This is a genomic window from Alteribacter lacisalsi, assembly GCF_003226345.1.
Taxonomy (GTDB): Bacteria; Bacillota; Bacilli; order Bacillales; family Salisediminibacteriaceae; genus Alteribacter; species Alteribacter lacisalsi.
In genome coordinates, this window is record NZ_PDOF01000001.1 from 1780546 (window position 1) to 1801367 (window position 20822).

The window sequence follows — 20822 nt, forward strand, 5'->3', positions numbered from 1 at the left end:
CTTTTAGGCACTTATTCCGTTACACACTTACTATCTTTACCAAAATTTCAAGAATAAATCTTGACATACTAAATTTATTTGTTCTTTGGATCAATATTCCTTGTTCATATTGAAAAAATAAATCACAATTTTTCATTATATAGTAAAGAAGCGGTTTTCGCTACGCTTTTGCCTGATATTTTTAAAATAACTTTACATATAAAATAAAACGGTGTACACGGTTTAAGCAGAAGGGCAGCCCTTCGCTTTCCACTCTGGTGCTCGATATCTCGTTTACAAAGAAAAAGCCCCGGAGGAAACAAGGTCCTCAGGAGCACCGGCTGCCTACCGGTTGTTTTTACGGTACACGCTGTAAATAAGGTTTGCCGTTTCTTCTACCGCTTTATTGGACACATCGATCACGTGGCATCCGATCCGATCCATCAGTTCATTAGAGAACACGAGTTCCTCTTCAATTCTTTTGACGGTGGCATAATTGGCTTCTTCTTTCAGCCCGAGACTTTTAAGACGCTCCGAACGGATGCTAGTCAGCTTTTCCGGGCTTATTTTTAACCCAATAACTTTCCTGGGGTCAAGCTGGAACAGTTCCTCCGGCGGTTCCACCTCAGGGACGAGGGGAATGTTGGCCACTTTCAGGCGTTTATGCGCCAGGTACTGGGAAAGCGGGGTTTTCGAGGTGCGGGATACACCAATCAAAACAATATCCGCCCGCTTTATCCCTCTGGGATCTCTTCCATCGTCATATTTAACGGCAAACTCGATCGCTTCCACTTTTCGGAAGTAATCCTCATCCAGAGTGTGCACCAGTCCAGGCTGAAGTCTTGGTTCATGTCCAGTCTTTTTTTCCAGCAGGTTCATCATCGGTGTAATGATATCGTGAACCGGTACGTTTGCGCGTTTTGCCTTATTCAGCAGGTAATCACGGAGTTCAGGCACAACAAGGGTACATGCAATCAGGCCGTCATTTTCCTTCGCCTGGGCAATGACCTCATCAATCGTGCCTTCATCTTCCACATAGGGAACGCGCCTGATGTCCACACCTGTATGACTGAACTGGCTTGCTGATGCTTTCACAACCAGTTCCGCAGTTTCCCCTACAGAATCGGACACCACATAAACAACGGTATGGTTATTTTTCATAGCTTTTCCGACCTCCTCTGTCCGCAGATAATCTGTCTTTCTCTCTGAAAACGCATTTTATTTATAATGAAGTATATGCGTTTTACACGATCCGGTTGTTTGCAATATCCACAAATGCTTTTGTGATGCTCGTTTTTGTAATACGGCCGGTTACTTCCATATCCGAATTACTGCTGCCGTCCTTTTTGTTTACAACAGGCAGACCATCGATCTGTTTTGTAATCAGAATCTGAGCCACGTCGGACAGCAGGTCATCTGCCGAACAGGTCGTAATGTTCGGCATTCTTGTCATGATAATGTTTACCGGCATCTGCTCCAGTTCCTGTTTTCCCATGCTTGCTCTAAGCAGATCTTTTCTCGAGAGAATCCCTACGAGACAGGAAGAGCCGTTTACAACAAACAAGGTACCCACATCTTCCAGGAACATCGTACAGATCGCATCGTACACCGATGCGGACTCATTTACAACGACCGGAATCGATTGGTATTCCTTTACCGTAAGCTTGCCGATTTTTTCTGTAAGCAGCTGCGCTCCCGTTTTCCCGGTATAAAAATAGCCTACTCGGGGGCGGGCATCCAGAAATCCGGCCATCGTCAGGATTGCCAGGTCAGGACGAAGTGTTGCGCGGGTCAGAGATAATTTTTCGGCAATCTGCTCCCCGGTAATCGGTCCTTTATCTTTTACAATTTCCAATATATGCTGCTGGCGCTTATTCAGCTCGATTGGTCTCACCGCCCTATCTTTAGACAGTTGATTTTATTCATTCCATCCTTATTGTACACCTGTGGGAGGGGCTTTTTTACATAAAAGCGGCCCTCCCTCGGTTTAATCCCAATTATTCAGAATGAAAAACAACGGCCTGAAAGTCCGCAAATGACAGGATCAGCTCTGAAGCTTTCTTCATCTGCGACAATCTGTTCTTTTTAACTGCTTCATTTTCAGACATGACCATGATGTTATCAAAGTAAGCATGTATGGCCGGCACAAGCTGTTTTAATGAGTTAAACTCTCCAGCCGGATCTCCTTTGCTGCGGGCTGATTCCACCTGGTCCCTGACTTCATTCGTCTTCTCAAAAAGAACACGTTCCTCTTCTTTTTCGAACAGGTCTGTGTCGGGCCCTTTATGATCCTGATCTGCCTTGGACGCAATGTTTGTCACCCGGCTGAAGGCTTCAACTACACCTTTAAAGTCCGGATTCTTATCTGCTTCCACTGTCAGGAACACCCCTTTTTCAATCAGCGTATCGACCCGTGCCAGGTCTGCACTTAGCACTGCTTCAATCATATCATAACGAACTCCGTGTTCCTGAAGAAGAGTCTTAACGCGGAGTTTTGCAAATGAAAGAAGGTCATCCCTGACGTCTTCCCTGTCCCGTTTTAAAATGCCCCACTGCTCCGCAGCAGCAAGCGCATCATCAAAAAGTTCAGGAAGTTTCACGTCCCATTTCTGGTCAAGAAGAACCGTTACGACACCAGCAGTCAGACGACGGAGCCCGTGTGGATCCTGTGAGCCTGTCGGGATCTGTCCAATACCGAAACTTGTAACGACCGTGTCAAGTTTATCAGCAATACTGATCACAGCAGACACTGCAGAAGTCGGAAGATCATCTTTTGCGTGACGGGGCAGGTAATGCTCACGGATTGCCGTTGCCACTTCCGCAGACTCTCCCGCATGACCGGCATAAACTTCACCCATCCGCCCTTCAAGTTCCGGGAACTCTCCCACCATATGCGTCACAAGGTCAAACTTACTGAGGCGGGCCGCCCGATCAATGGCCGATCTCTCTTCCTCAGACAAATCAAGCCGATTGGCAAGCACCAGTGCGAGGCTCTTAATCCGGCGAACCTTGTCTCCTATACTTCCAAGCTCTTCATGATATACGACATTCTCAAGCTTCTTCACAGCATCCTCTATGTTCAGTTTTAAATCTTCATTAAAAAAGAATTCAGAGTCAGCGAGACGGGCCCGAAGAACCTTCTCGTTCCCTTTCTGAACGTTTTCAAGGTGCCTGTGGTCTCCGTTTCTCACTGTCACAAAGTATGGCAGAAGGGAACCTGCTTCATCCTTTACCGGAAAGTAACGCTGATGCTCTTTCATTGAGGTAATCAGCACGTCGTCAGGTACACGCAGAAAGCTTTCATCAAACGTTCCATATAAAACCGTCGGGTACTCCACGAGGTTGTTTACTTCCTCAAGCAGTTCTTCATCAACCGGCACGTGCCATCCCTCGGAAGAGGAGAGTTGCGCGATCTGCTTTCTGATTGCTTCCTTACGTTCACCGGCATCAGCGAGAACATGCTCTTTCATCAGGCTCATGCGATAATCAGAGGCTGTAACAATGACCGTACGGTCGCCCAGAAAACGATGGCCGAAGGTTACATTGGAAGACTGGATGCCCGCTGCGTTAAGATTTACAATTTCATCACCAAACATGGCTGTCAGCCATTTTACAGGTCTCACATAACGAAGGGTGCTGCTTCCCCAGCGCATGTTTTTCGGAAATGTCAGACCGGTAATCAGAGTTTCAAGCTCCCCAAGCAGCTGAATAGCCGCTTTACCTGGAATAAACCGTGTTACGAAAACGTACTCTTCCCCTTTTACATCTTTAAAATAAAGATCATCTACTTGCGATTTCTGGCCTCTCGCGAAGCCCTGAGCTGCTTTGGACCAGTTCCCTTCCCCGTCCAGTGCAATTTTTTTAGAAGGACCTTTCGCTTCTTCGCTGCGGTCTTCCTGTTTTTCGGAAAGCTCGTGAACAAGAACCGCAAGACGTCTTGGTGTAGAGAATGCTTCCACGGAAGAATAACTCAGGCGGTTGTCATTGAGCCAGGACGCCATTTTGTCCTTGAGCTGATTCATTGCGTCCGTAATAAAACGGGCCGGCATTTCCTCTAGCCCGATTTCTAGTAAAAATGTCCGGTGATTACTCATCGTCAGTCTCCTCCTTTTCTTTCAAAAGCGGGAAGCCGAGCCGCTCGCGCTCCTCGTAGTAGGTTTTGGCACATTTGCGGGCCAGATTTCTGATTCTCCCGATATACCCTGTCCGTTCCGTTACAGACACGGCCCCCTGGGCATCGAGCATATTAAACGCATGTGAGCATTTCAGTACATAGTCATAGGCGGGAATGACAAGCCCTTCTTTAAGCGTTCGGATTCCTTCCTGCTCATAAGTTGAAAAGAGGGTGAACCACATTTTCGCATCGGCTGTTTCAAATGCATACTTACTCTGTTCATATTCATTCTGCAGAAACACGTCTCCATAAGTAATGCCGTTTACCCACTCCAGATCATACACCTTTTCGACATCCTGAATATAGGAGGCTAGCCGCTCAATACCATAGGTAATCTCTGCACTTACAGGACTTGCTTCAATTCCGCCAACCTGCTGGAAGTATGTAAACTGGGTGATTTCCATCCCGTCAAGCCAAACTTCCCAGCCAAGCCCCCATGCTGCAAGAGCCGGGTGCTCCCAGTTGTCTTCAACAAAACGGATGTCGTGTTCCTCAGGGTTAATGCCAAGTTCTTTGAGACTTTCAAGGTAAAGTTCCTGAATGTTATCCGGTGACGGTTTCATAATTACCTGGAACTGGTGATGCTGATAAAGGCGGTTCGGGTTTTCTCCATAGCGTCCGTCTGCAGGGCGCCGTGAAGGCTCAACATAAGCAACATTCCAAGGCTCAGGGCCGATACTTTTCAGGAATGTCATGGGGTTCATCGTCCCTGCCCCTTTTTCCACATCGTACGCCTGCATAACAAGGCAATTCTGTTTTGCCCAGAAATTCTGCAGCGTTAAAATCATATCCTGAACGTTCATCACGTTCCCTCCATTTCATTACAAATTGTCTGTGAACGGCTGGAATTACCTGTAAATCACCTCAGCTGGAAAGACATTCTCAAACATTAGTGAAGCACCTGCCTGCATGTGAAAAGGAAGTAGGGAAATAAAAAACTCCCGCCTCTATGTCCTGTTTACATCCAGACATAGGGACGAGAGTTACCCGCGGTTCCACCCTAATTGCTGCACGAAGCAGCCGGCTTTTATCATAAATGCTCCGGAACGCCTTCCCCGCGATCTGCATCCCCGGCTTCCACCGCCCCGGGTTCGCTCGTTTTTCGATCTGAAAAACAAATACAGATGGCCGCAGATACTCCTTTCCTTCCACGCACATTCACAGCTATCGAATTAATTCAAATATTACTCAATATCAGAGCCGGTGTCAAATACTGCCTTAAAATTTTTCCATCTGTTCGAGAAACCTTCTGGACTTCAGCCTAAGCCCCGAGTATTCATCATAATAAAGCTGCAGGATAGTTTTTAATTCTTTCTTGGTCCCATGCTTTACATTGATGTTTCCAAGCCGGCTGAGATCCAGATGATGAAAAAGCCGGAGCAGCTTCAATGTACCGGGAGTTGCAGCAATCCGGTACGGATCTACTTCAAAGCATTGTGCACAGAGAATACCTGCCTCTATAATGGAAAAGGCGAAGGTACCCTCCTGCCTGCCGCAGTTCACACAGGCGTCAAGCATCGGGGATATGCCGGCTGCCTGAAGCATTTTTGTTTCAAAGATGCGGGTCAGTACCTCTGCGTCTTCTTCTTCGTTCATCCTGTTCAGAAGCTGATACAAAAGTTCAAACAAATACGGATTACGCTGCCTGTCTTCTGTCAGCCTGTCGGTCATTTCCACCATGTAGGCACCATAGGCTGTCAGCATCAGGTCACTGCGCACAGCACGGAATGAATCCGTAATGTCCGCCTGATTCAGCGTTCCAATCCCCCTCGACTGCTGATAAATAAATGTCCCGTAAATAAAAAGCTGTGCACTTGAGGCGAAGCGGCTTTTGGGCCGTTTTGCTCCTCTTGCCATAAGTGCCAGCTTGCCGTGCTCACGCGTATAAAGAGTCACAATTTTGTTTGTCTCTCCGTAGTCGTTCGTCCGGATGACAATACCTTCTGCTTTTTGTAGCATCTCCTTCACCACACTAAACCGCCTGCTAAGGAGGCCGGATTGGTTCACCGGAGAAGAACGGTACCTGCCGGTTTAATACACCGGCGGCTGCACCTGCTGCCCTGCTTCATCCTCTTCGTCAGAGACCTCAGGAGCCGCATCTGCAGCTTCCATTTCCCTGTACAATAAATACGAATCAATATTGCCTGTGACTGAGAAAACCTTCCACGAAAATTCTTTCATAATGGTTCCACCCTTTCAAACAGACTTGAGCAGGCGGCCCTGGAAACTTTGCATTCACGGGTGCCTGAATGATTCTTTCTTACTTAATAGAATGACCATTTGTATCAGGTTTCATGAAAGGAAAAATTTCCAGATTTCGTTTTCCAGCATCAGGGGCAGAGAAATAGCCTGTACCGTTACTGCGGTGAAAAGGTCCTGCTTAATATTCGTCTTCTCTGTACCCAAAATCCTTTAAATACTTTGCTTTATTACGCCAGTCTTTTTCCACTTTAACAAACAGTTCCAGATACACGTTTGAACCAAGCAGTGCCTGAATATCTTCACGTGAGCGTTTTCCAATCTCCTTAAGCATGGCTCCGCTTTTGCCGATGATAATGCCTTTCTGCGATTTTCTCTCCACTATGACGACCGCTGATACATAAACGGTTTCACCATCTTCACGAAGTTTAATCTGTTCAATATCAACTGCTATGGAGTGCGGCACTTCATCCCTAGTCAGATGAAGAACCTTTTCACGAATCATCTCGCTGATCAGAAAACGTTCAGGATGATCCGTTACCTGGTCGGAAGGGTAATACTGGGGGCCTTCTTCAAGGTTGACAAAGATCTGCTCCTTCAGCGTTTCTACATTGTTTCCGTGAAGTGCCGAGACCGGAATCACTTCCTGAAAATCAAGCTTGCTTCTGTACTTGTCAATGAACGGCAGAAGCTCGTCCGGATGAACTTCATCAATTTTGTTAACGACAAGAAACACGGGGGTTCGCACTGTCTTCAGGCGCTCCATGATAAACTCATCACCACGTCCCATCCCCTCCTTCGCATCAACAAGAAAGAGGATCACATCCACTTCGTTAAATGTAGTGGTAACTGTTTTCATCATAAAATCCCCGAGTTTATGCTTGGGTTTATGAATGCCCGGAGTATCAATAAAGACAACCTGGCCCCGTTCTTCTGTATAGACGCCTTGTATTTTGTTTCTCGTCGTCTGGGCTTTATCACTCATAATGGCAATTTTCTGTCCGAGCATCTGGTTGAGCAGTGTGGATTTCCCTACATTCGGTCTGCCGATCAGGGAAACAAAACCGCTTTTAAATGGCGTATCAGTCATGCAGATCTGCTCCAGAGAAAGCGCCTGGCAGAATGTCTTTTACTGTCCATTCCGACACGTCCCCATGCAAATTTGTACAAATCACTTTAGTAGAAGGCCGGCACAGTTCGCTCATTACCTGACGGCATGCGCCGCAAGGTGATACCGGCCCCTCCGTATCTGCCACAATCGCAATTGCTGTAAATTGAGTGACGCCGTCTGAATAGGCGTTAAAAAGCGCCGTACGTTCAGCACAGTTGCACATGCTGTAAGCAGCATTTTCAATATTGCAACCGTGGAAAATCTGACCGTCCTCAGAGAGAAGTGCTGCGCCGACTTTAAATTTAGAGTAAGGAACGTACGCTTTCTCACGAGCCGCCTTTGCTTCAGCGATCAATGTTTTTATGTCTGTCATGTTTCTCATCCTTTCGTTGTTTGCCAACTTTCACTGTCAGATTCTTAAACAGTTTTTCTTTTTCCTTCTTCTGATGCTCTCCGAACTCGTCTTTAAGCTGTTCCGCCTTGTCGGGAGGAACGACTACGCCTCCTGAAATGATGAACTTCAGTCCTTCTTCCACGCTCATATGTAAAATAGTCACATCTTCAAGAGGAACAATGACAAGCCATCCCGAGGTGGGATTCGGAGTTGTGGGGAGAAATACGTTAATACAGTTCCGCTGCGTAATCCGCTGAACCTCTCCTTTCGTTTCTCCGGTGAGAAACCCCAGGGTAAATACGCCTTTACGCGGATATTCAACCATAACGACCTTCTGAAAGGATGACCTCTCCTGGGTAAACGCATTAATCACCTGATCGACAGAACCGTAAATATAGTTTGCCACAGGGATTCTTCTGAAAAACCGGTCCACATTTATAAACGCCTGCTCCTTGTTGCCCCGCTGTTTAATCGCCCCAATCCAGGCAACAAAAATAACCGTAAAAATAAACCCGAAACCAACCAGCCTTTCTGTAAACGGCGTATAAACCCCGAGAAAATAAATGGTTCCATTATCGACATTCACAACTCTCAAAACACGCAGAACATCTGTAATGAATGGACCCAGAAAATTATCGATAATGGAGAAGAGAAGCTGTAGTACATAAATCGTTGCAATAGCAGGAAGAAGAAACAGAAATCCCGTTACCAGATTACGTTGAAATCTCTTCCACATTTCCTGTTCTCCCCCTCCCCGAACATTTACTTTAACTCATGCTACTGGGCAAAAAAGCTGATAATCCTCGGGAGAAAAATCGTAATCCCGACTAAAACAGCAGTAATAGAGAAGACCATAACGGCCCCGGCGGCCACATCTTTAATAATTTTGGCTTCGAGTCTGTATTCGGAGGTCATCATGTCCACAGACCGTTCGAGAGCCGTATTAATCAACTCCAGCCCAAGGACGCCCCCAATCACGAGAATGAGAAGCGCCTGTTCGACTACGGTGACATTGATCAGCCAGCCGACTGTAATGACGAGTGCTCCGAGAATGGAATGAATTCTGAAATTCTGTTCATTAGCCCATGTATGACGAATTCCCTCTGAGGCATATCGGAAACTTTTTATCAGCCTGGGCCACGAAATAAACGGCGGCTTATTTTTTGAGGTCATGCTGTTTCAGTATCTCCTCCTGAAGAGCGAACATCTCCTGCTCCTCTTCAGCGGTCTGGTGAACGTAACCGATAAGGTGTAGAAAACCGTGGACCGCGAGAAAACCGAGTTCCCTTTCAAAGGAGTGACCGTATTCTTCAGCCTGTTCCCGGGCTTTATCAACCGAAATTACGATATCGCCCAGCAGATCAGGAATTTCGTCTTCACCATCATGATGATGAATCTCTTCCTCCCCGTCGTTTAAAGCGAACGATAGCACATCTGTCGCTTTATCGATTCCCCGGTACTCTCTGTTCAATTCCCGGATTTCTTCATTTCCGGTAAAGGTTACGGATAACTCTGCCGAGGGTTCAAGCTCTTTTACTTCGTAAGCCGTTACGAGAACATTCCGGACAAGGTCGAGATGGTGCTCGTCCAGTCCACCCGTTTCATCAATCAGTTCCATTTGGTCAGCCATGTATTTTCACCTTCTCTTTTACCACATTTTTTTCCGTAATTTCATCCGGGTATTCAATTCTTGAGTGGAAAGTTCCCTGGAGCGTCTCACAAATGGAGCGGGAAATCAGATTCAGCTCTTTCATCGTAAGATCGCACTCATCAAACTGCCCGTCCTCAAGACGGTCACTAATAATTTTCTTTACCAGAGTCTCGATTTTTTCAGGTGTCGGATGCTGCATGGACCGCACTGCTGCTTCAACAGAATCAGCAATACCTATGATGGCAGACTCCCGGGTCTGGGCTTTGGGGCCAGGGTACCTGAACTCACTTTCAGGAACATCGAGTTCCGAATTGTTTTTCGCTTTATAGTAGAAATACTTAAGCAGCGTCGTCCCGTGGTGCTGTTCTGCAATATCAATAATTTCCTTGGGCATCCGGTGTTCCCTCAGCAGAGCGGCCCCGTCATATGGATGGGCGATTATAATTGTTTTACTAAGCTGGGGAGAAATTTTATCATGCGGATTTTCAATCTTCATCTGATTCTCAATGAAAAAGTGCGGCCGCTTTGTTTTCCCCAGATCATGATAGTAGGAACCGACCCTGGCAAGAAGACCGTTAGCACCGACAGACTCGCACGCAGCTTCGGACAAATTCGCAACGATGACACTATGGTGGTACGTTCCCGGAGCCTCGAGCAGAATTTTTCTGAGAAGTGGATGATTAGGGCTGGATAGTTCAATCAGCTTCATCGTTGATAAAATTCCGAAACCAGCTTCAAAAAATGGAATCAGTCCAATTGTCAGAATCGCTGCCAGAACTCCTGCAGCAGCTGCAAAGCCTGCGCTCAGACCGGCTTCCACCAGCGAGAACTGTGTTCCTCTGAGCATCATGATGGCAAAAATAACAATGACGTTCAGAGTTGCCACAAATAGACCAGCCTGCAGGATCCGCACCATTCTGTGGGACTGACTAAGGAAGAACGTGCTGCCTACACAGCTGAAGAAGACGAATAAGCCATGAATATAGTTAACGACTCCTGCTGATTCATGATTAAAGATTACGCTGGCTGCAATCGCAAGCATCATACTGGTAAATAAAGCCACCCTTGGGTGAAGGAGAATCGTAATCAGCATCGCTGCTGCCGCTACCGGAGCGACCAGTGTGACCCCCGCCAGATTAATAAGATGAGCGTAGCTCACAAGCTTAAGAATAAATAGAGCAAGAGAAAATATAAGAACATACATGAGCAGGTGCGTGTTATTCGTCTGAAGAGATGTTTTGGCATCACTCAGAAAATATCCCAGCATGCTTGTCATAACCAGAACGATCAGAGCAAGACCAATATATGGAAATAAATTTGTGTGATCATCCAGAAGACCGGCCAGAGCAAGTTCGTTATATACCTCACTCGTTATGAGCTCACCCTCACCTGCTATCAGCTGCCCTTCTCTGATCATGACAGGTTCAACATTTTCCACTGCAAGCTGTCTCGCCTGTTCTGTTGCTTCCTGATCGTAAAGATAGTTCGCTGTAATGCTGAATCGGGCCAGCTCAAGTAAACTGCTGTAGAGGGCCTGATCCACACCGGATACGGAAACACGGTGAGCAGCGGTAGCCCTTGCCTCATCCACTTCATCCAGTCTGATATTGTTGTTATCCATCACTGTCACAATGACATTTTCAAGGATGGACTTTGCCTCCTGCCTCTGTTCCTCGCTGGCATTCAGAAGAGCGAGCAGCGTTTCATCATCGTCCAGTTCAGCATTCGCCCGGCTGGACATTAAAGCACGGAGCTGGCTAACCATCTGTTCTTCTGTGAGTGGTTCAGGAGGGGCAGTTCCGGCTGACTCCGAAGCATCCCCTTCTTGTGCTTCTTCATTTTCATCGCTGCTTTCCTCAGACTCCTCTTGCTCCTGTTCTGCCTCTTCGGCACGGGCTTCATAAGCTTCTACCTCGCGTTCAATGGCTTCTGCTTCTGAGGCCACACGTGCAGCGAGATCAAAGATTTCATTTGCCTGCTCGACCTGATTATCCGTATAACGGCTCTCAAGCGAGTAGACAGATTCCACTTCGGCGGCAGCGTCCTGACGTCTCTGTTCAGTTTCCTCACGGTCCTCAATTGTTACCGGGGACCGGATATCCTGGTCTGCAATCGTACCTGAACTTACATTAAGTGATTCAGGAATAACATTTGATACCATAGAGGCATAGAGAAGGATGCCGAGCAATACAAATAGACTGAGTCGGATATAACGATGTTCTTTGAGTTTCTTCCACCATTGCTGCTGATCGATAGGTGATGAACGTTTCCCCAATTGATTCACCTCATACTTCTCCAAACGACCCGCTCACCTGCAGGTTCATCTGTTTATTCCAGGCCGGCTTGATCTTTCTCTCCAAGGTCATAGGCATCAATAATCTTCTGAACGAGTGTATGCCGGACAACATCCGACGCTTCAAGATAATGAAAATCTATTCCGGAAACACCTGAGAGTATGCCGGTGGCCGCTTTAAGACCGGATTGTTTTCCTCTTGGGAGATCAATTTGAGTCAGATCCCCTGTAATGACCATTTTGGATCCGAACCCGAGGCGGGTGAGGAACATTTTTATTTGTTCTCTCGTCGTGTTCTGTGCTTCATCCAGAATGACAAAACTGTCGTCAAGGGTGCGGCCGCGCATGTAGGCAAGCGGCGCGATTTCAATCGTTCCTCTTTCCAGCATACGTTCGGTCTGTTCCATACCGAGGACGTCATGAAGACCATCGTAAAGAGGTCTCAGATAAGGATCTACCTTTTCCTTCAGGTCACCTGGAAGAAACCCGAGGTTTTCCCCTGCCTCCACCGCTGGACGTGTCAGGACTATTCGTTTCACATGTCCCTCTTTAAGAGCATGAACAGCCATGACAACTGCCAGGTACGTTTTTCCTGTGCCGGCAGGGCCGATGCCGAATACGATATCACGTTTACGGATCGACGATACATAATGACGCTGTCCAATCGTCTTGGCAAGGATCGGCTTCCCTTTTGCATTGACTGTAATCTTCTCATCAAAAAGATCCAGAAGCTGTTCAAGCTGTCCTTTTTCCGCCATTTGGGCTGCATAAACAACATCGCGCTCCTGCAGTGATGTTCCTTTTCTGATCAGCTGTAAAAGCGTATACAAGACATTTTGGACGAGCCCCACTGTGTCTTCATTTCCGACAACAGTGACCTGCTCGCCCCTCGTTAAAATCGTCACATTCAATTTTTCTTCCAAACGCGTCAAATGACGGTCGTTTGGACCAAAAAGGGCCTGGACTTCATTACCGTCCTGAACCTGTAAATCGATTGTCTGTCTGATCTCTGTCAATAGTCTCAATCTCCTTGAATGATCGGTTGTTTTCTCGCAATATCATCAATTACCCGATAGTGTATGGTTACTATAACTTTACCATTCACCTGTTCTTCGTGCAAAACTTTTTCTCCCGATATTTCGGCTTTACTGCTAAATTGTTCCAGCACTTCAACCCTTCCTTTTTCAAGTGCCTCCGTGACGGCTTCTTCTTTTGTGAAAGCACGTTCCGACGCATTCGTTTCACGGTTCGTTTCCTTCGTATAAGTAAACGGCAGTCTATAACCCATAATATTAAACTCGCGGACATGGGACTCATGTTTCTGACTTTTAAAATCGTGAGTGCCAAAACCCCAGAACGGTACTGTCCAATTGCCAATATTAAGTTTATGAGCTGTGTGAGTTTCGCCTGTTACAGCCTGAAACTTCTGCTCCAGCGGAACCGTTACCTGTGCCTTGTACCAGATTTCACCGAACACTTCGCCTTTTGCAGGAACCCGCTGCTGTTTACCCTCTTTTCCAATCAGACCTGCAACGAGCAGATCACCTTTTTCTACAACATCGTTCGCCTGTACAACAGCACTTCCATCTTCAACAAAGAGCCTTTTTATAACTGCTTTTCTGTCAGCTACCAAGTGTCCCGGTGCCTGAGCAGGTTCTTTTTCCGCCAGTTCTTTTTCTACAACCTGAAAATGGTAGGTTGTTCCGCGCACGGTCACCCCTATCCAGGTGGCAGCAGGAATTTGATCACTAATCTGCTGCTGGATGATTTCCGGTGGCGGAAGGCGGAACTGAAGCTGTCCAGTTTTAATGCCCAGTTCGTCCACTTTCTGCCTAATTTCATGCTCCACTGCAGGAGAGGCTCCCTCTATTTCCACATTCCATACCATATTCGCAAGCATAAACATTATGGCGATAAATACAGCAGCCCCGGTAACAAAGCCTGTACGAATAAGCATTTTCCTTATAACAAACGGGGCCCCATGCCGCTCAAGAAAACGAATTTTACACCCTGCTTCCCTGCATACCGGACGCAGACGCTTCACATCATCCAGAAGAACCGAGCAGATGTACGTTTTCTCCCCGGCCTGTCTGATATCCCAGATCATTATTTTTCTTTCACCGCATCGGTTAATAAACAATTCCGGATAGGTGCCTTCAACTTTCACCCGCACATATCCGGAGAACGTATTAATCCACATGTTTTTCATTTGGCTCATCCCCTGCCTGTCTCATTCTCAAATACATATTGGACACTGATGATTTTGCCTTCGAGCAGAATTTCCTCAGGAAGAATGGTTTTAATTACAAAACCACTCCCCCTGATCAGAAGCTGCCCGTCATCGAGACGCAGCCGCATTTCGTCTCTTGAAAACCGCAGCACGCCCCGATGATTCTCTATGTAAATGTGAAGGTGCCCGACCATAGTAATCCGCGGGAGGTTCATCATGACATCAGCGGGAAGTTCCATTCTTTCTGTCATCCACTGTTTGACCCATCTTCTCATCTTCTTCATGATGAACCCCCTTTCCCAACATATCTATGTCAGGAAAGGAACACGTATCACTCATTCAGGTAAAAAGGTGGAGGGGATAAAGCGGTATGCGCCGTAAAACACCTCCTGGAAATTAGCAATAAACATAAAAAAAGACAAAGGTCCTAAGACCCTTGTCTTCTTCCTGAATATCCGCCGCCGCGCCTTTGTCCCATACTCCGTCCTTTAGGAGGACCGAGAATTTCAGACCATACAACGCCTTTTACAGCATCTTCTCGGCTGACTCTGCTGAAATCCAGCTCGATGCGGCTTTTCTTTGATCTCTGTTCTTTCTGAAGGATCGGGGAATCGTGACCAAGCTTTTTAGCCCGTCTTTCCGCTTCCTTTTTCCGCGCCTTCATTTCGGAGTACTGTTCGCTCAAATCATCGTTCGATTCTGCCAGTTCCGCGCGTCCTCTGCTCTCTGCAGCATAAGTATCACGGGACGGCTGATTTTTTTCGTTTAGTGAGCGCGGTTCCCGGTACGTTCCCGATTCTGCACGGGGCTGCCGCTCTGTCGGAGAAGCATCCTGGCTATCCTGGAGGATGATATCCCTCCAGCTCACCTCATCTTCATTTCGGCCCTGCTGCCTGCTGTCAGGAGAGGGCTGACGGGGCCTCTGCGGACCGTCCCCTTGTTCCTTGTTAGCGGCACCAATACCACCGAAAATGCTCATCAGAACGAATATAATCGGCAGGAGAATGAACGGATTTTCAGCGATCATCCGGAATAATCCTTCCATCGTCAAGCGCCTCCTTTATGAAAGCGACACTGCTTAAAACCGGCCATTATCGGTCTGTCGGCTTTTTAGTCTGGTCTTCTTCTTCACCATCGTCGGTCGCTTTTCCGATTGAATCACGCATATCCGTATCTGCTTTAACGTTGTTAAAATTCATGTAGTCCATTACACCTAGGTTGCCTGAACGCAGGGCTTCAGACATGGCAAGCGGTACTTCTGCTTCTGCCTCTACAACCTTCGCGCGCATTTCTTCTACGCGGGCCTTCATTTCCTGTTCTTTCGCTACGGCCATTGCACGGCGTTCTTCCGCTTTTGCCTGGGCAATTTTCTTATCGGCTTCTGCCTGGTCAGTCTGTAGACCGGCACCGATGTTTTTGCCGATGTCAATGTCGGCGATATCGATTGAAAGAATCTCAAAAGCGGTTCCGGAGTCAAGACCCTTCTTAAGTACAGTCTGTGAAATCAAATCCGGATTTTCAAGCACTTTCTTATGGCTCTCGGAAGAACCGATTGTAGAAACAATCCCTTCACCTACACGGGCGATTACTGTGTCTTCACCGGCACCACCGACAAGACGGTCGATGTTGGCACGTACAGTAATACGGGCTTTCGCTTTAACTTCAATTCCGTCCATAGCCACACCGGCAATAAACGGAGTTTCAATAACCTTCGGGTTTACACTCATCTGAACGGCTTCAAGTACGTCACGACCGGCAAGGTCAATTGCGGCACAGCGCTCAAAGCTGAGTTCAATATTGGCTCGCTGGGCAGCGATCAGCGCATTTACAGCGCGGTCAACGTTACCACCGGCGAGGTAATGTCCTTCAAGTTTGTTCGTGTTCAGGTCAAGACCTGCTTTTACTGCTTTAATCAACGGTACCACAACGCGCTGGGGAACAACCCGGCGCAGACGCATACCGACAAGCTGCCAGATTCCGATTTTAACACCGGCTGCCCACGCTGAGATCCAGAGTGTAATCGGTACGAATGTAAAGAGTACCACAAAGAAAATAATAAGCAGTCCGAGCCCAATAAGAATCATTAACTGATCTGTTGGCATCTGTTTTCCTCCTCTAAATTAACATCAGATTTTCAGTTTTCCCGTCATCATGATCCGTCATCCGCCAGGTCATCATCCATCTCCCTGACGACGATTCTGGATCCTGATGTTGAGATTACCTTTACTTTCCTTCCTTGTTCAATATAGCCTCCTTCAGAAACCACGTCAAGTCGTTCATTATCAATCAGCGCGGTTCCGGAAGGTCTCAGAACCGTCAGTGCCTCACCGAGAGTTCCTACAAGATCTTTTCTCGTCTCACTGGACACATAGCCTTCTTCCGTATTTGTGGATTCGGAAAGTACAAACCGTTTCATCGGCCCTTTGAATCCAACATACTTGAACAGAAGAATCATGGCAGTGATGGCTACGACAGTCGCGATCATGATGGATGTGAGTACGGTCATCGTATCGGCCGAGCCGAGCACGAGACTGGCTATTATGGCTCCGATCCCCAGTGCACCGAATATTCCAAATCCGGGAACGAGAATCTCAATAACCAGGAGCACAACACCTGCTCCAAAAAGAATAAATGCTTCCCAGCCGGCAAAACCTGCAACCATGTGGCCAAAGAAGAATAAAAACAATGCGCCAAGACCCATAAAACCCGGAATACCGAATCCCGGCGAGTAAAGCTCCAGTACAAGACCCAGGCTTCCAATAGAAAGAAGAATTGGAATTATGATCGGATGTGTGACAAACCTTGCAATCTGCTCGGCAAAGCTGACTTCCATTTCCCGTTCAATTGCGTTCTCAAGACCGAGATATTCAAGCAGTTCCTCCCGATTTGATGCAATTGCCTCCGCATAATTTTCCTCAAATGCCTCTCTCGCATTGAATGTTAGAAGTTCGCCTTCACCTGCACGGTACTCCGGCAAATTTATACCCGGGTCTGCCATGGCAAGAGCGAACTGCGGGTCACGGTCATTTTTCTCTGCCGCATCCTGCATCCGTGCAAGCCACACCGACTGTGATTTCGTGTCTGCTGCATTACCGGAGCCGTCCACCACCGCTGCGGAGCCCATATCCGTCCCCGGCATCATGACGATGTTATCTGCCATCAGAGAGATATAAGCACCGGCACTGAGGGCCTCATTTACAACAAAAGCTGTAATTGGAATGTCCGTATTGTTCATAAGACTGGCAATTCTGCCTGCTGCATCAACGAAGCCACCCGGGGTGTCCACCTCCAGTACGATATGGTCCGCCCCTTCTTCGGCCGCCTGTTCAAACGACCGTTCCATGAATGCAAGAAGCCCCCGTTCAACAGCCTGTTCTACCGGAACGTAATAAACCAGCTTCCCTTCGCCTCCGCTTTCAGCCTGGGGCGGCAGGAGAAGCATAAAAATTGAAGTAAAAATAAAGAGGGTGTACAGTGACAATCGAAACGTCTTCATCATTCTTTAATCCCCCCTTCCTGAAGTCACGATCAAATGTAAAAAGCGCTGGTAACTGTGTATACGTATACTATTATAAGAAAGTTTCACATTTTTTAATAGAAATTTACCTGTATGTATGAATTTTTGTCGCACTCCGCTGCAGGAAGGAAGCAGAGGAAAAAAAGCACAAAAAAGAGGACGACCTTATAAAGGCATCCTCTTTGCTTGTTTTTTATGACAGGGATTGAAGCACCAGACGGTTAACTTGACCGCCATCGGCTTTTCCTTTAACTTTTGGCATGATGGCGCCCATCACTTTTCCCATTTCTGCTTTGGACGATGCGCCTGTTTCAGCAATCGTTTCATCAACAATTTTCTGAAGCTCTTCATCGGAAAGCTGTTCGGGAAGATAGGTATGCAGTACATCCATTTCTGCCTCAACTTTAGCTACCAGATCATCTCGATTGGCATTTTCGAACTCATGGAGGGATTCTTTACGCTGCTTCATTTCACGGTTCAGAACAGTAAGAACTTCTTCTTCTGTAAGGTCGGAGCCCTTATTGATCTGTTCGTTTTGTAAAGCGGATTTCACAGAACGAATGACAACGAGCCGCTGTTTCTCTCTGTTCTTCATCGCCTGTTTCATATCTTCATTCAGTTGCTTTTGAAGATCCAAGAAACATCCTCTCCTTAAAACTTGCGCTTACGAGCTGCTTCTGATTTTTTCTTACGCTTGATGCTCGGTTTTTCATAGTGTTTACGTTTACGAACCTCAGCCATGGTACCCTCTTTAGACATCGTTTTTTTGAAGCGACGAAGGGCAGCATCAATGGATTCGTTTTTACGTACTCGTGTTTCTGCCATTCTATTTCCCTCCCTCCAAACAACCAATCAAAGACATACCAATTTGCATGTCTTTTTTGATTATATATGACTCTGCTCTTATGGTCAACTTTTACATAAAAAAGATTTCCCTGTCATGCTTGTCTTTTTCGGCCATAAACATCTATACAGAGGTGTTGTCCATGAAAGAGCTTTTTTCGTTATTTGCCATATATGCTGCCCTGTTTCTGTTTGGCATGACGGTGATGCGCCAGGGACTGTTAAACTTGCAGGGGCGGCGCATGTCGGATTTTCTCGTAAAATTTATCGACAGGCCCTATAAAGGACTGCTTGCCGGTGCATTGGTTACAGGACTGCTGCAGAGCAGTTCTGCCGTCATGGTCATGACCGTCGGTCTTGTGGCAGCAAGGGTTATTTCGTTCCGCCATTCCATAGGAATTATGCTGGGAGCAAATATCGGCACGTGTCTGACACTCGAAATAGTTGCCATGAACACAACGTGGCTCATTGCGCCCCTTCTTATTTTCGGTGTACCGCTTCTTATGACAAGAAATCATGTTCTGTTTTGTATCGGGTGTTTTTCGTTTGGTCTGGGAAGTATTTTTGTTGCGATGCATGGTTTTGAGACACTTGCCTACCCACTGTCATCGCTCACTGCTGTTTATGAATGGCTGACGAGCACCGATGAAAAAAGCACACTTGCATTGCTCGCGGGAATCTTCCTCAGCGGTGTGATTCAATCAAGTTCAGCTGTATCGGCTATAACGATGTCGTTTATGAATGAACATATCTTCTCTCTTCCAACTGGGATCGCGATTATGCTCGGGGCAAATATTGGGACCTGTGTCACCGCTTGGCTTGCCAGTATCGGTGGGAGCGTGGAATCACGCCTCACAGCTTATGCCCATATATGGATTAACATTATCGGCGTCATAGTGTTCTTTCCGTTTTTGCATGTTTTTGCCGATGTGATCCAACTTACAGCGGATACTCCGGCAATCCAGCTTGCTCACGCGGCCACTGTTTTCAACATTCTTTCCTCGGCTGTGATCCTGCCCTTTACTGACCGGTTTGCCCGGTTCCTGATTAAGGTCCACCGTATAAAAGATCCGAGAATTTGAGGAAACAATATGAGGAGGCTGGGACAAAAGTATATTCACAGATGAAAATTAGAACAATCAGCAAGCGGTGCAGATTAATCGCTGCTGAAATATCCACCGCTTTCCGCGGGAAGCGGCTGAGCCTCCGTGTGCTTCGCACTACAGGGTCTCATCTGCGCTTTTCCTCCCGCAGGAGTCGGTGTATATTTCAGCCGCTAGACAGCTTTTCGTTTGGGTTTTCTTCTATACATTTTACTTTTGTCCCATCCTCCTTTTGCTTTCGGCAGTATATAACGTTTCACTGTTCAAAAATACACTCGCTTGCCGCGGGCAGGCTTTAGCCAACCGGGGAAGATTGCCCCGGTGGATCTTCCGCTCTTGCTTTTCCCGCAGGCGTCTCGTGATTATTGAACAATCAACATTCATGTGTACACAAAAAAACGGTGCCAACTATCGAAAAGCAATAATTGGTACCGTTTTTTACTAAGATAGAGACTGTTTTATTCCAGCCTCCTCTTCAATAATAGACTTTCGCTGCAGCCATAGGCTTCCAGTTTCATTCCAGACGAAAACAGCTATATTAATAGTCAGAATCAGACTGGCCGCCTGTGACAATGGCAATACCGGCACTGGCACCAATACGTGTGGCACCTGCTTCAATCATCGCAAGCGTCGTTTCTCTGTCACGCACCCCGCCTGATGCTTTAACACCAAGATCAGGGCCGACTGTTTTACGCATCAGCTCAATGTCGTCTACCGTCGCTCCACCTGAAGCAAAACCGGTGGAGGTTTTCACATAGTCAGCTCCTGCTTCTACAGAAAGTTCACAGGCTTTCACTTTTTCCTCTTCAGTAAGGAGGGCTGTTTCAATAATCACTTTAGTAAGTGCTTTTCCTGATGCTGCATCGACCACGGCTTTAATGTCGCGGAGAACAAGGTCAGTATTGCCGCTCTTAAGCGCTCCAACGTTAATAACCATATCCACTTCGCCGGCTCCTTTGGCAATGGCATCCTGAGTTTCAAATGATTTCGTTTCAGGTGTGGATGCTCCAAGAGGGAATCCAATAACGGTGCATACTTTCACATCCGGGGTATCTTTTAAGATTGCATACGCTGTTTCAATCCATCCCGGGTTCACACACACAGATGCAAAGGAATACTGTTTTGCCTCCTGTGCAAGAACTTCAATCTGTTCTTTCGTCGCTTCAGGTTTCAGTAATGTATGATCAATGTAAGAAGAAAGGTTCTGTTTGCTGCTCATTATTTCACGCTCGCTTTCTATATATTAGCCGGAGTTGTACGTACCTCTCTGGCAGCCTTCATTATAATATCATGTTTCTTATTGTTTGACGAGAGAAGCGGTTCATACA

The 20822-nt window shown here is 46.9% G+C and carries 22 protein-coding genes; 1 reads left to right on the forward strand and 21 read right to left on the reverse strand.

Annotated elements, in window-relative coordinates:
* Positions 1-324 precede the first annotated feature (324 nt).
* The 20 genes from CR205_RS08880 to rpsU all read right to left on the reverse strand — a co-directional run bounded on the left by CR205_RS08880 (position 325) and on the right by rpsU (position 18373).
* Positions 325-1140, reverse strand: coding sequence for a pyruvate, water dikinase regulatory protein (locus CR205_RS08880; protein ID WP_110518738.1), 816 nt, complete (start codon positions 1138-1140; stop codon positions 325-327).
* An 82-nt stretch (positions 1141-1222) separates the two neighbouring features.
* Positions 1223-1873, reverse strand: a complete 651-nt coding sequence (locus CR205_RS08885; protein ID WP_110518739.1) for a helix-turn-helix transcriptional regulator — start codon at positions 1871-1873, stop codon at positions 1223-1225.
* Positions 1874-1976: 103 nt separating this feature from the next.
* Positions 1977-4073, reverse strand: coding sequence for a glycine--tRNA ligase subunit beta (gene glyS / locus CR205_RS08890; protein ID WP_110518740.1), 2097 nt, complete (start codon positions 4071-4073; stop codon positions 1977-1979).
* Positions 4066-4956 (reverse strand): glycine--tRNA ligase subunit alpha, encoded by an 891-nt coding sequence (glyQ, locus tag CR205_RS08895; RefSeq protein WP_110518741.1) that lies wholly within the window; start codon positions 4954-4956, stop codon positions 4066-4068. The genes glyS and glyQ overlap by 8 nt, the downstream gene beginning before the upstream one ends.
* A 415-nt stretch (positions 4957-5371) precedes the next feature.
* The gene (recO, locus tag CR205_RS08900; RefSeq protein ID WP_110519778.1) at positions 5372-6112 is read right to left on the reverse strand and encodes a DNA repair protein RecO; all 741 of its coding nucleotides are present in this window, start codon (positions 6110-6112) and stop codon (positions 5372-5374) included.
* 72 nt (positions 6113-6184) lie between these two features.
* The gene (locus CR205_RS08905; RefSeq protein WP_110518742.1) at positions 6185-6334 is read right to left on the reverse strand and encodes a YqzL family protein; all 150 of its coding nucleotides are present in this window, start codon (positions 6332-6334) and stop codon (positions 6185-6187) included.
* Between the two features lie 199 nt (positions 6335-6533).
* Complete coding sequence (gene era, locus CR205_RS08910; RefSeq protein ID WP_110518743.1) at positions 6534-7442, reverse strand: GTPase Era; 909 nt, start codon at positions 7440-7442, stop codon at positions 6534-6536.
* Entirely contained in the window at positions 7435-7836 is a 402-nt protein-coding gene (gene cdd / locus CR205_RS08915) for a cytidine deaminase (RefSeq protein WP_110518744.1), read from the reverse strand. Before cdd ends, era begins: the two co-directional genes overlap by 8 nt.
* A complete protein-coding gene (locus CR205_RS08920) occupies positions 7808-8593 on the reverse strand; it encodes a DUF502 domain-containing protein (RefSeq protein WP_110518745.1) in 786 nt (261 codons plus the stop codon). The genes cdd and CR205_RS08920 overlap by 29 nt, the downstream gene beginning before the upstream one ends.
* Before the next feature lie 41 nt (positions 8594-8634).
* The gene (locus CR205_RS08925; RefSeq protein WP_110518746.1) at positions 8635-9030 is read right to left on the reverse strand and encodes a diacylglycerol kinase family protein; all 396 of its coding nucleotides are present in this window, start codon (positions 9028-9030) and stop codon (positions 8635-8637) included.
* Complete coding sequence (gene ybeY, locus CR205_RS08930; RefSeq protein ID WP_110518747.1) at positions 9014-9487, reverse strand: rRNA maturation RNase YbeY; 474 nt, start codon at positions 9485-9487, stop codon at positions 9014-9016. The genes CR205_RS08925 and ybeY overlap by 17 nt, the downstream gene beginning before the upstream one ends.
* Positions 9480-11807 carry an HD family phosphohydrolase gene (locus tag CR205_RS08935; protein WP_236634726.1) on the reverse strand — a complete coding sequence of 776 codons (2328 nt, stop codon included), beginning with the start codon at positions 11805-11807 and terminating at the stop codon, positions 9480-9482. Before CR205_RS08935 ends, ybeY begins: the two co-directional genes overlap by 8 nt.
* Before the next feature lie 29 nt (positions 11808-11836).
* On the reverse strand, positions 11837-12817 hold the full coding sequence (locus tag CR205_RS08940; protein ID WP_110518749.1) for a PhoH family protein: 981 nt from the start codon (positions 12815-12817) through the stop codon (positions 11837-11839).
* A gap of 5 nt (positions 12818-12822) precedes the next feature.
* The gene (gene yqfD, locus CR205_RS08945; RefSeq protein WP_161524725.1) at positions 12823-14010 is read right to left on the reverse strand and encodes a sporulation protein YqfD; all 1188 of its coding nucleotides are present in this window, start codon (positions 14008-14010) and stop codon (positions 12823-12825) included.
* Between the two features lie 5 nt (positions 14011-14015).
* Positions 14016-14315: a sporulation protein YqfC gene (gene yqfC / locus CR205_RS08950; protein WP_201745354.1), complete on the reverse strand. Its 300-nt coding sequence runs from the start codon at positions 14313-14315 to the stop codon at positions 14016-14018.
* Positions 14316-14458: 143 nt separating this feature from the next.
* Positions 14459-15076: a hypothetical protein gene (locus CR205_RS08955; RefSeq protein WP_110518752.1), complete on the reverse strand. Its 618-nt coding sequence runs from the start codon at positions 15074-15076 to the stop codon at positions 14459-14461.
* A gap of 46 nt (positions 15077-15122) precedes the next feature.
* Positions 15123-16133: a flotillin-like protein FloA gene (gene floA, locus CR205_RS08960; protein WP_110518753.1), complete on the reverse strand. Its 1011-nt coding sequence runs from the start codon at positions 16131-16133 to the stop codon at positions 15123-15125.
* 47 nt (positions 16134-16180) lie between these two features.
* The gene (locus CR205_RS08965; protein WP_110519780.1) at positions 16181-17527 is read right to left on the reverse strand and encodes an NfeD family protein; all 1347 of its coding nucleotides are present in this window, start codon (positions 17525-17527) and stop codon (positions 16181-16183) included.
* Positions 17528-17741: 214 nt separating this feature from the next.
* Positions 17742-18185 (reverse strand): GatB/YqeY domain-containing protein, encoded by a 444-nt coding sequence (locus CR205_RS08970; protein WP_110518755.1) that lies wholly within the window; start codon positions 18183-18185, stop codon positions 17742-17744.
* A gap of 14 nt (positions 18186-18199) precedes the next feature.
* On the reverse strand, positions 18200-18373 hold the full coding sequence (rpsU, locus tag CR205_RS08975; RefSeq protein WP_078577114.1) for a 30S ribosomal protein S21: 174 nt from the start codon (positions 18371-18373) through the stop codon (positions 18200-18202).
* 161 nt (positions 18374-18534) lie between these two features.
* On the opposite strand from rpsU, the gene CR205_RS08980 reads away from it, so the two are divergent.
* Positions 18535-19473 (forward strand): Na/Pi symporter, encoded by a 939-nt coding sequence (locus tag CR205_RS08980; RefSeq protein ID WP_110518757.1) that lies wholly within the window; start codon positions 18535-18537, stop codon positions 19471-19473.
* Between the two features lie 559 nt (positions 19474-20032).
* Here CR205_RS08980 and deoC read toward each other — a convergent pair.
* Positions 20033-20713 carry a deoxyribose-phosphate aldolase gene (deoC, locus tag CR205_RS08985; RefSeq protein ID WP_110518759.1) on the reverse strand — a complete coding sequence of 227 codons (681 nt, stop codon included), beginning with the start codon at positions 20711-20713 and terminating at the stop codon, positions 20033-20035.
* Between the last annotated feature and the right edge of the window lie 109 nt (positions 20714-20822).

Bases quoted from the DNA above. Each gene is read 5' to 3' on its own strand.
- CR205_RS08880 (WP_110518738.1), bottom strand. From the start codon at position 1,140: ATGAAAAATAACCATACCGTTGTTTATGTGGTGTCCGATTCTGTAGGG.
- glyS (WP_110518740.1), bottom strand. From the start codon at position 4,073: ATGAGTAATCACCGGACATTTTTACTAGAAATCGGGCTAGAGGAAATG.
- glyQ (WP_110518741.1), bottom strand. From the start codon at position 4,956: ATGAACGTTCAGGATATGATTTTAACGCTGCAGAATTTCTGGGCAAAA.
- recO (WP_110519778.1), bottom strand. From the start codon at position 6,112: ATGCTACAAAAAGCAGAAGGTATTGTCATCCGGACGAACGACTACGGA.
- CR205_RS08905 (WP_110518742.1), bottom strand. From the start codon at position 6,334: ATGAAAGAATTTTCGTGGAAGGTTTTCTCAGTCACAGGCAATATTGAT.
- era (WP_110518743.1), bottom strand. From the start codon at position 7,442: ATGACTGATACGCCATTTAAAAGCGGTTTTGTTTCCCTGATCGGCAGA.
- cdd (WP_110518744.1), bottom strand. From the start codon at position 7,836: ATGACAGACATAAAAACATTGATCGCTGAAGCAAAGGCGGCTCGTGAG.
- CR205_RS08920 (WP_110518745.1), bottom strand. From the start codon at position 8,593: ATGTGGAAGAGATTTCAACGTAATCTGGTAACGGGATTTCTGTTTCTT.
- CR205_RS08925 (WP_110518746.1), bottom strand. From the start codon at position 9,030: ATGACCTCAAAAAATAAGCCGCCGTTTATTTCGTGGCCCAGGCTGATA.
- ybeY (WP_110518747.1), bottom strand. From the start codon at position 9,487: ATGGCTGACCAAATGGAACTGATTGATGAAACGGGTGGACTGGACGAG.
- yqfD (WP_161524725.1), bottom strand. From the start codon at position 14,010: ATGAAAAACATGTGGATTAATACGTTCTCCGGATATGTGCGGGTGAAA.
- yqfC (WP_201745354.1), bottom strand. From the start codon at position 14,315: ATGAAGAAGATGAGAAGATGGGTCAAACAGTGGATGACAGAAAGAATG.
- CR205_RS08955 (WP_110518752.1), bottom strand. From the start codon at position 15,076: ATGGAAGGATTATTCCGGATGATCGCTGAAAATCCGTTCATTCTCCTG.
- floA (WP_110518753.1), bottom strand. From the start codon at position 16,133: ATGCCAACAGATCAGTTAATGATTCTTATTGGGCTCGGACTGCTTATT.
- CR205_RS08965 (WP_110519780.1), bottom strand. From the start codon at position 17,527: ATGAAGACGTTTCGATTGTCACTGTACACCCTCTTTATTTTTACTTCA.
- rpsU (WP_078577114.1), bottom strand. From the start codon at position 18,373: ATGGCAGAAACACGAGTACGTAAAAACGAATCCATTGATGCTGCCCTT.
- CR205_RS08980 (WP_110518757.1), top strand. From the start codon at position 18,535: ATGAAAGAGCTTTTTTCGTTATTTGCCATATATGCTGCCCTGTTTCTG.
- deoC (WP_110518759.1), bottom strand. From the start codon at position 20,713: ATGAGCAGCAAACAGAACCTTTCTTCTTACATTGATCATACATTACTG.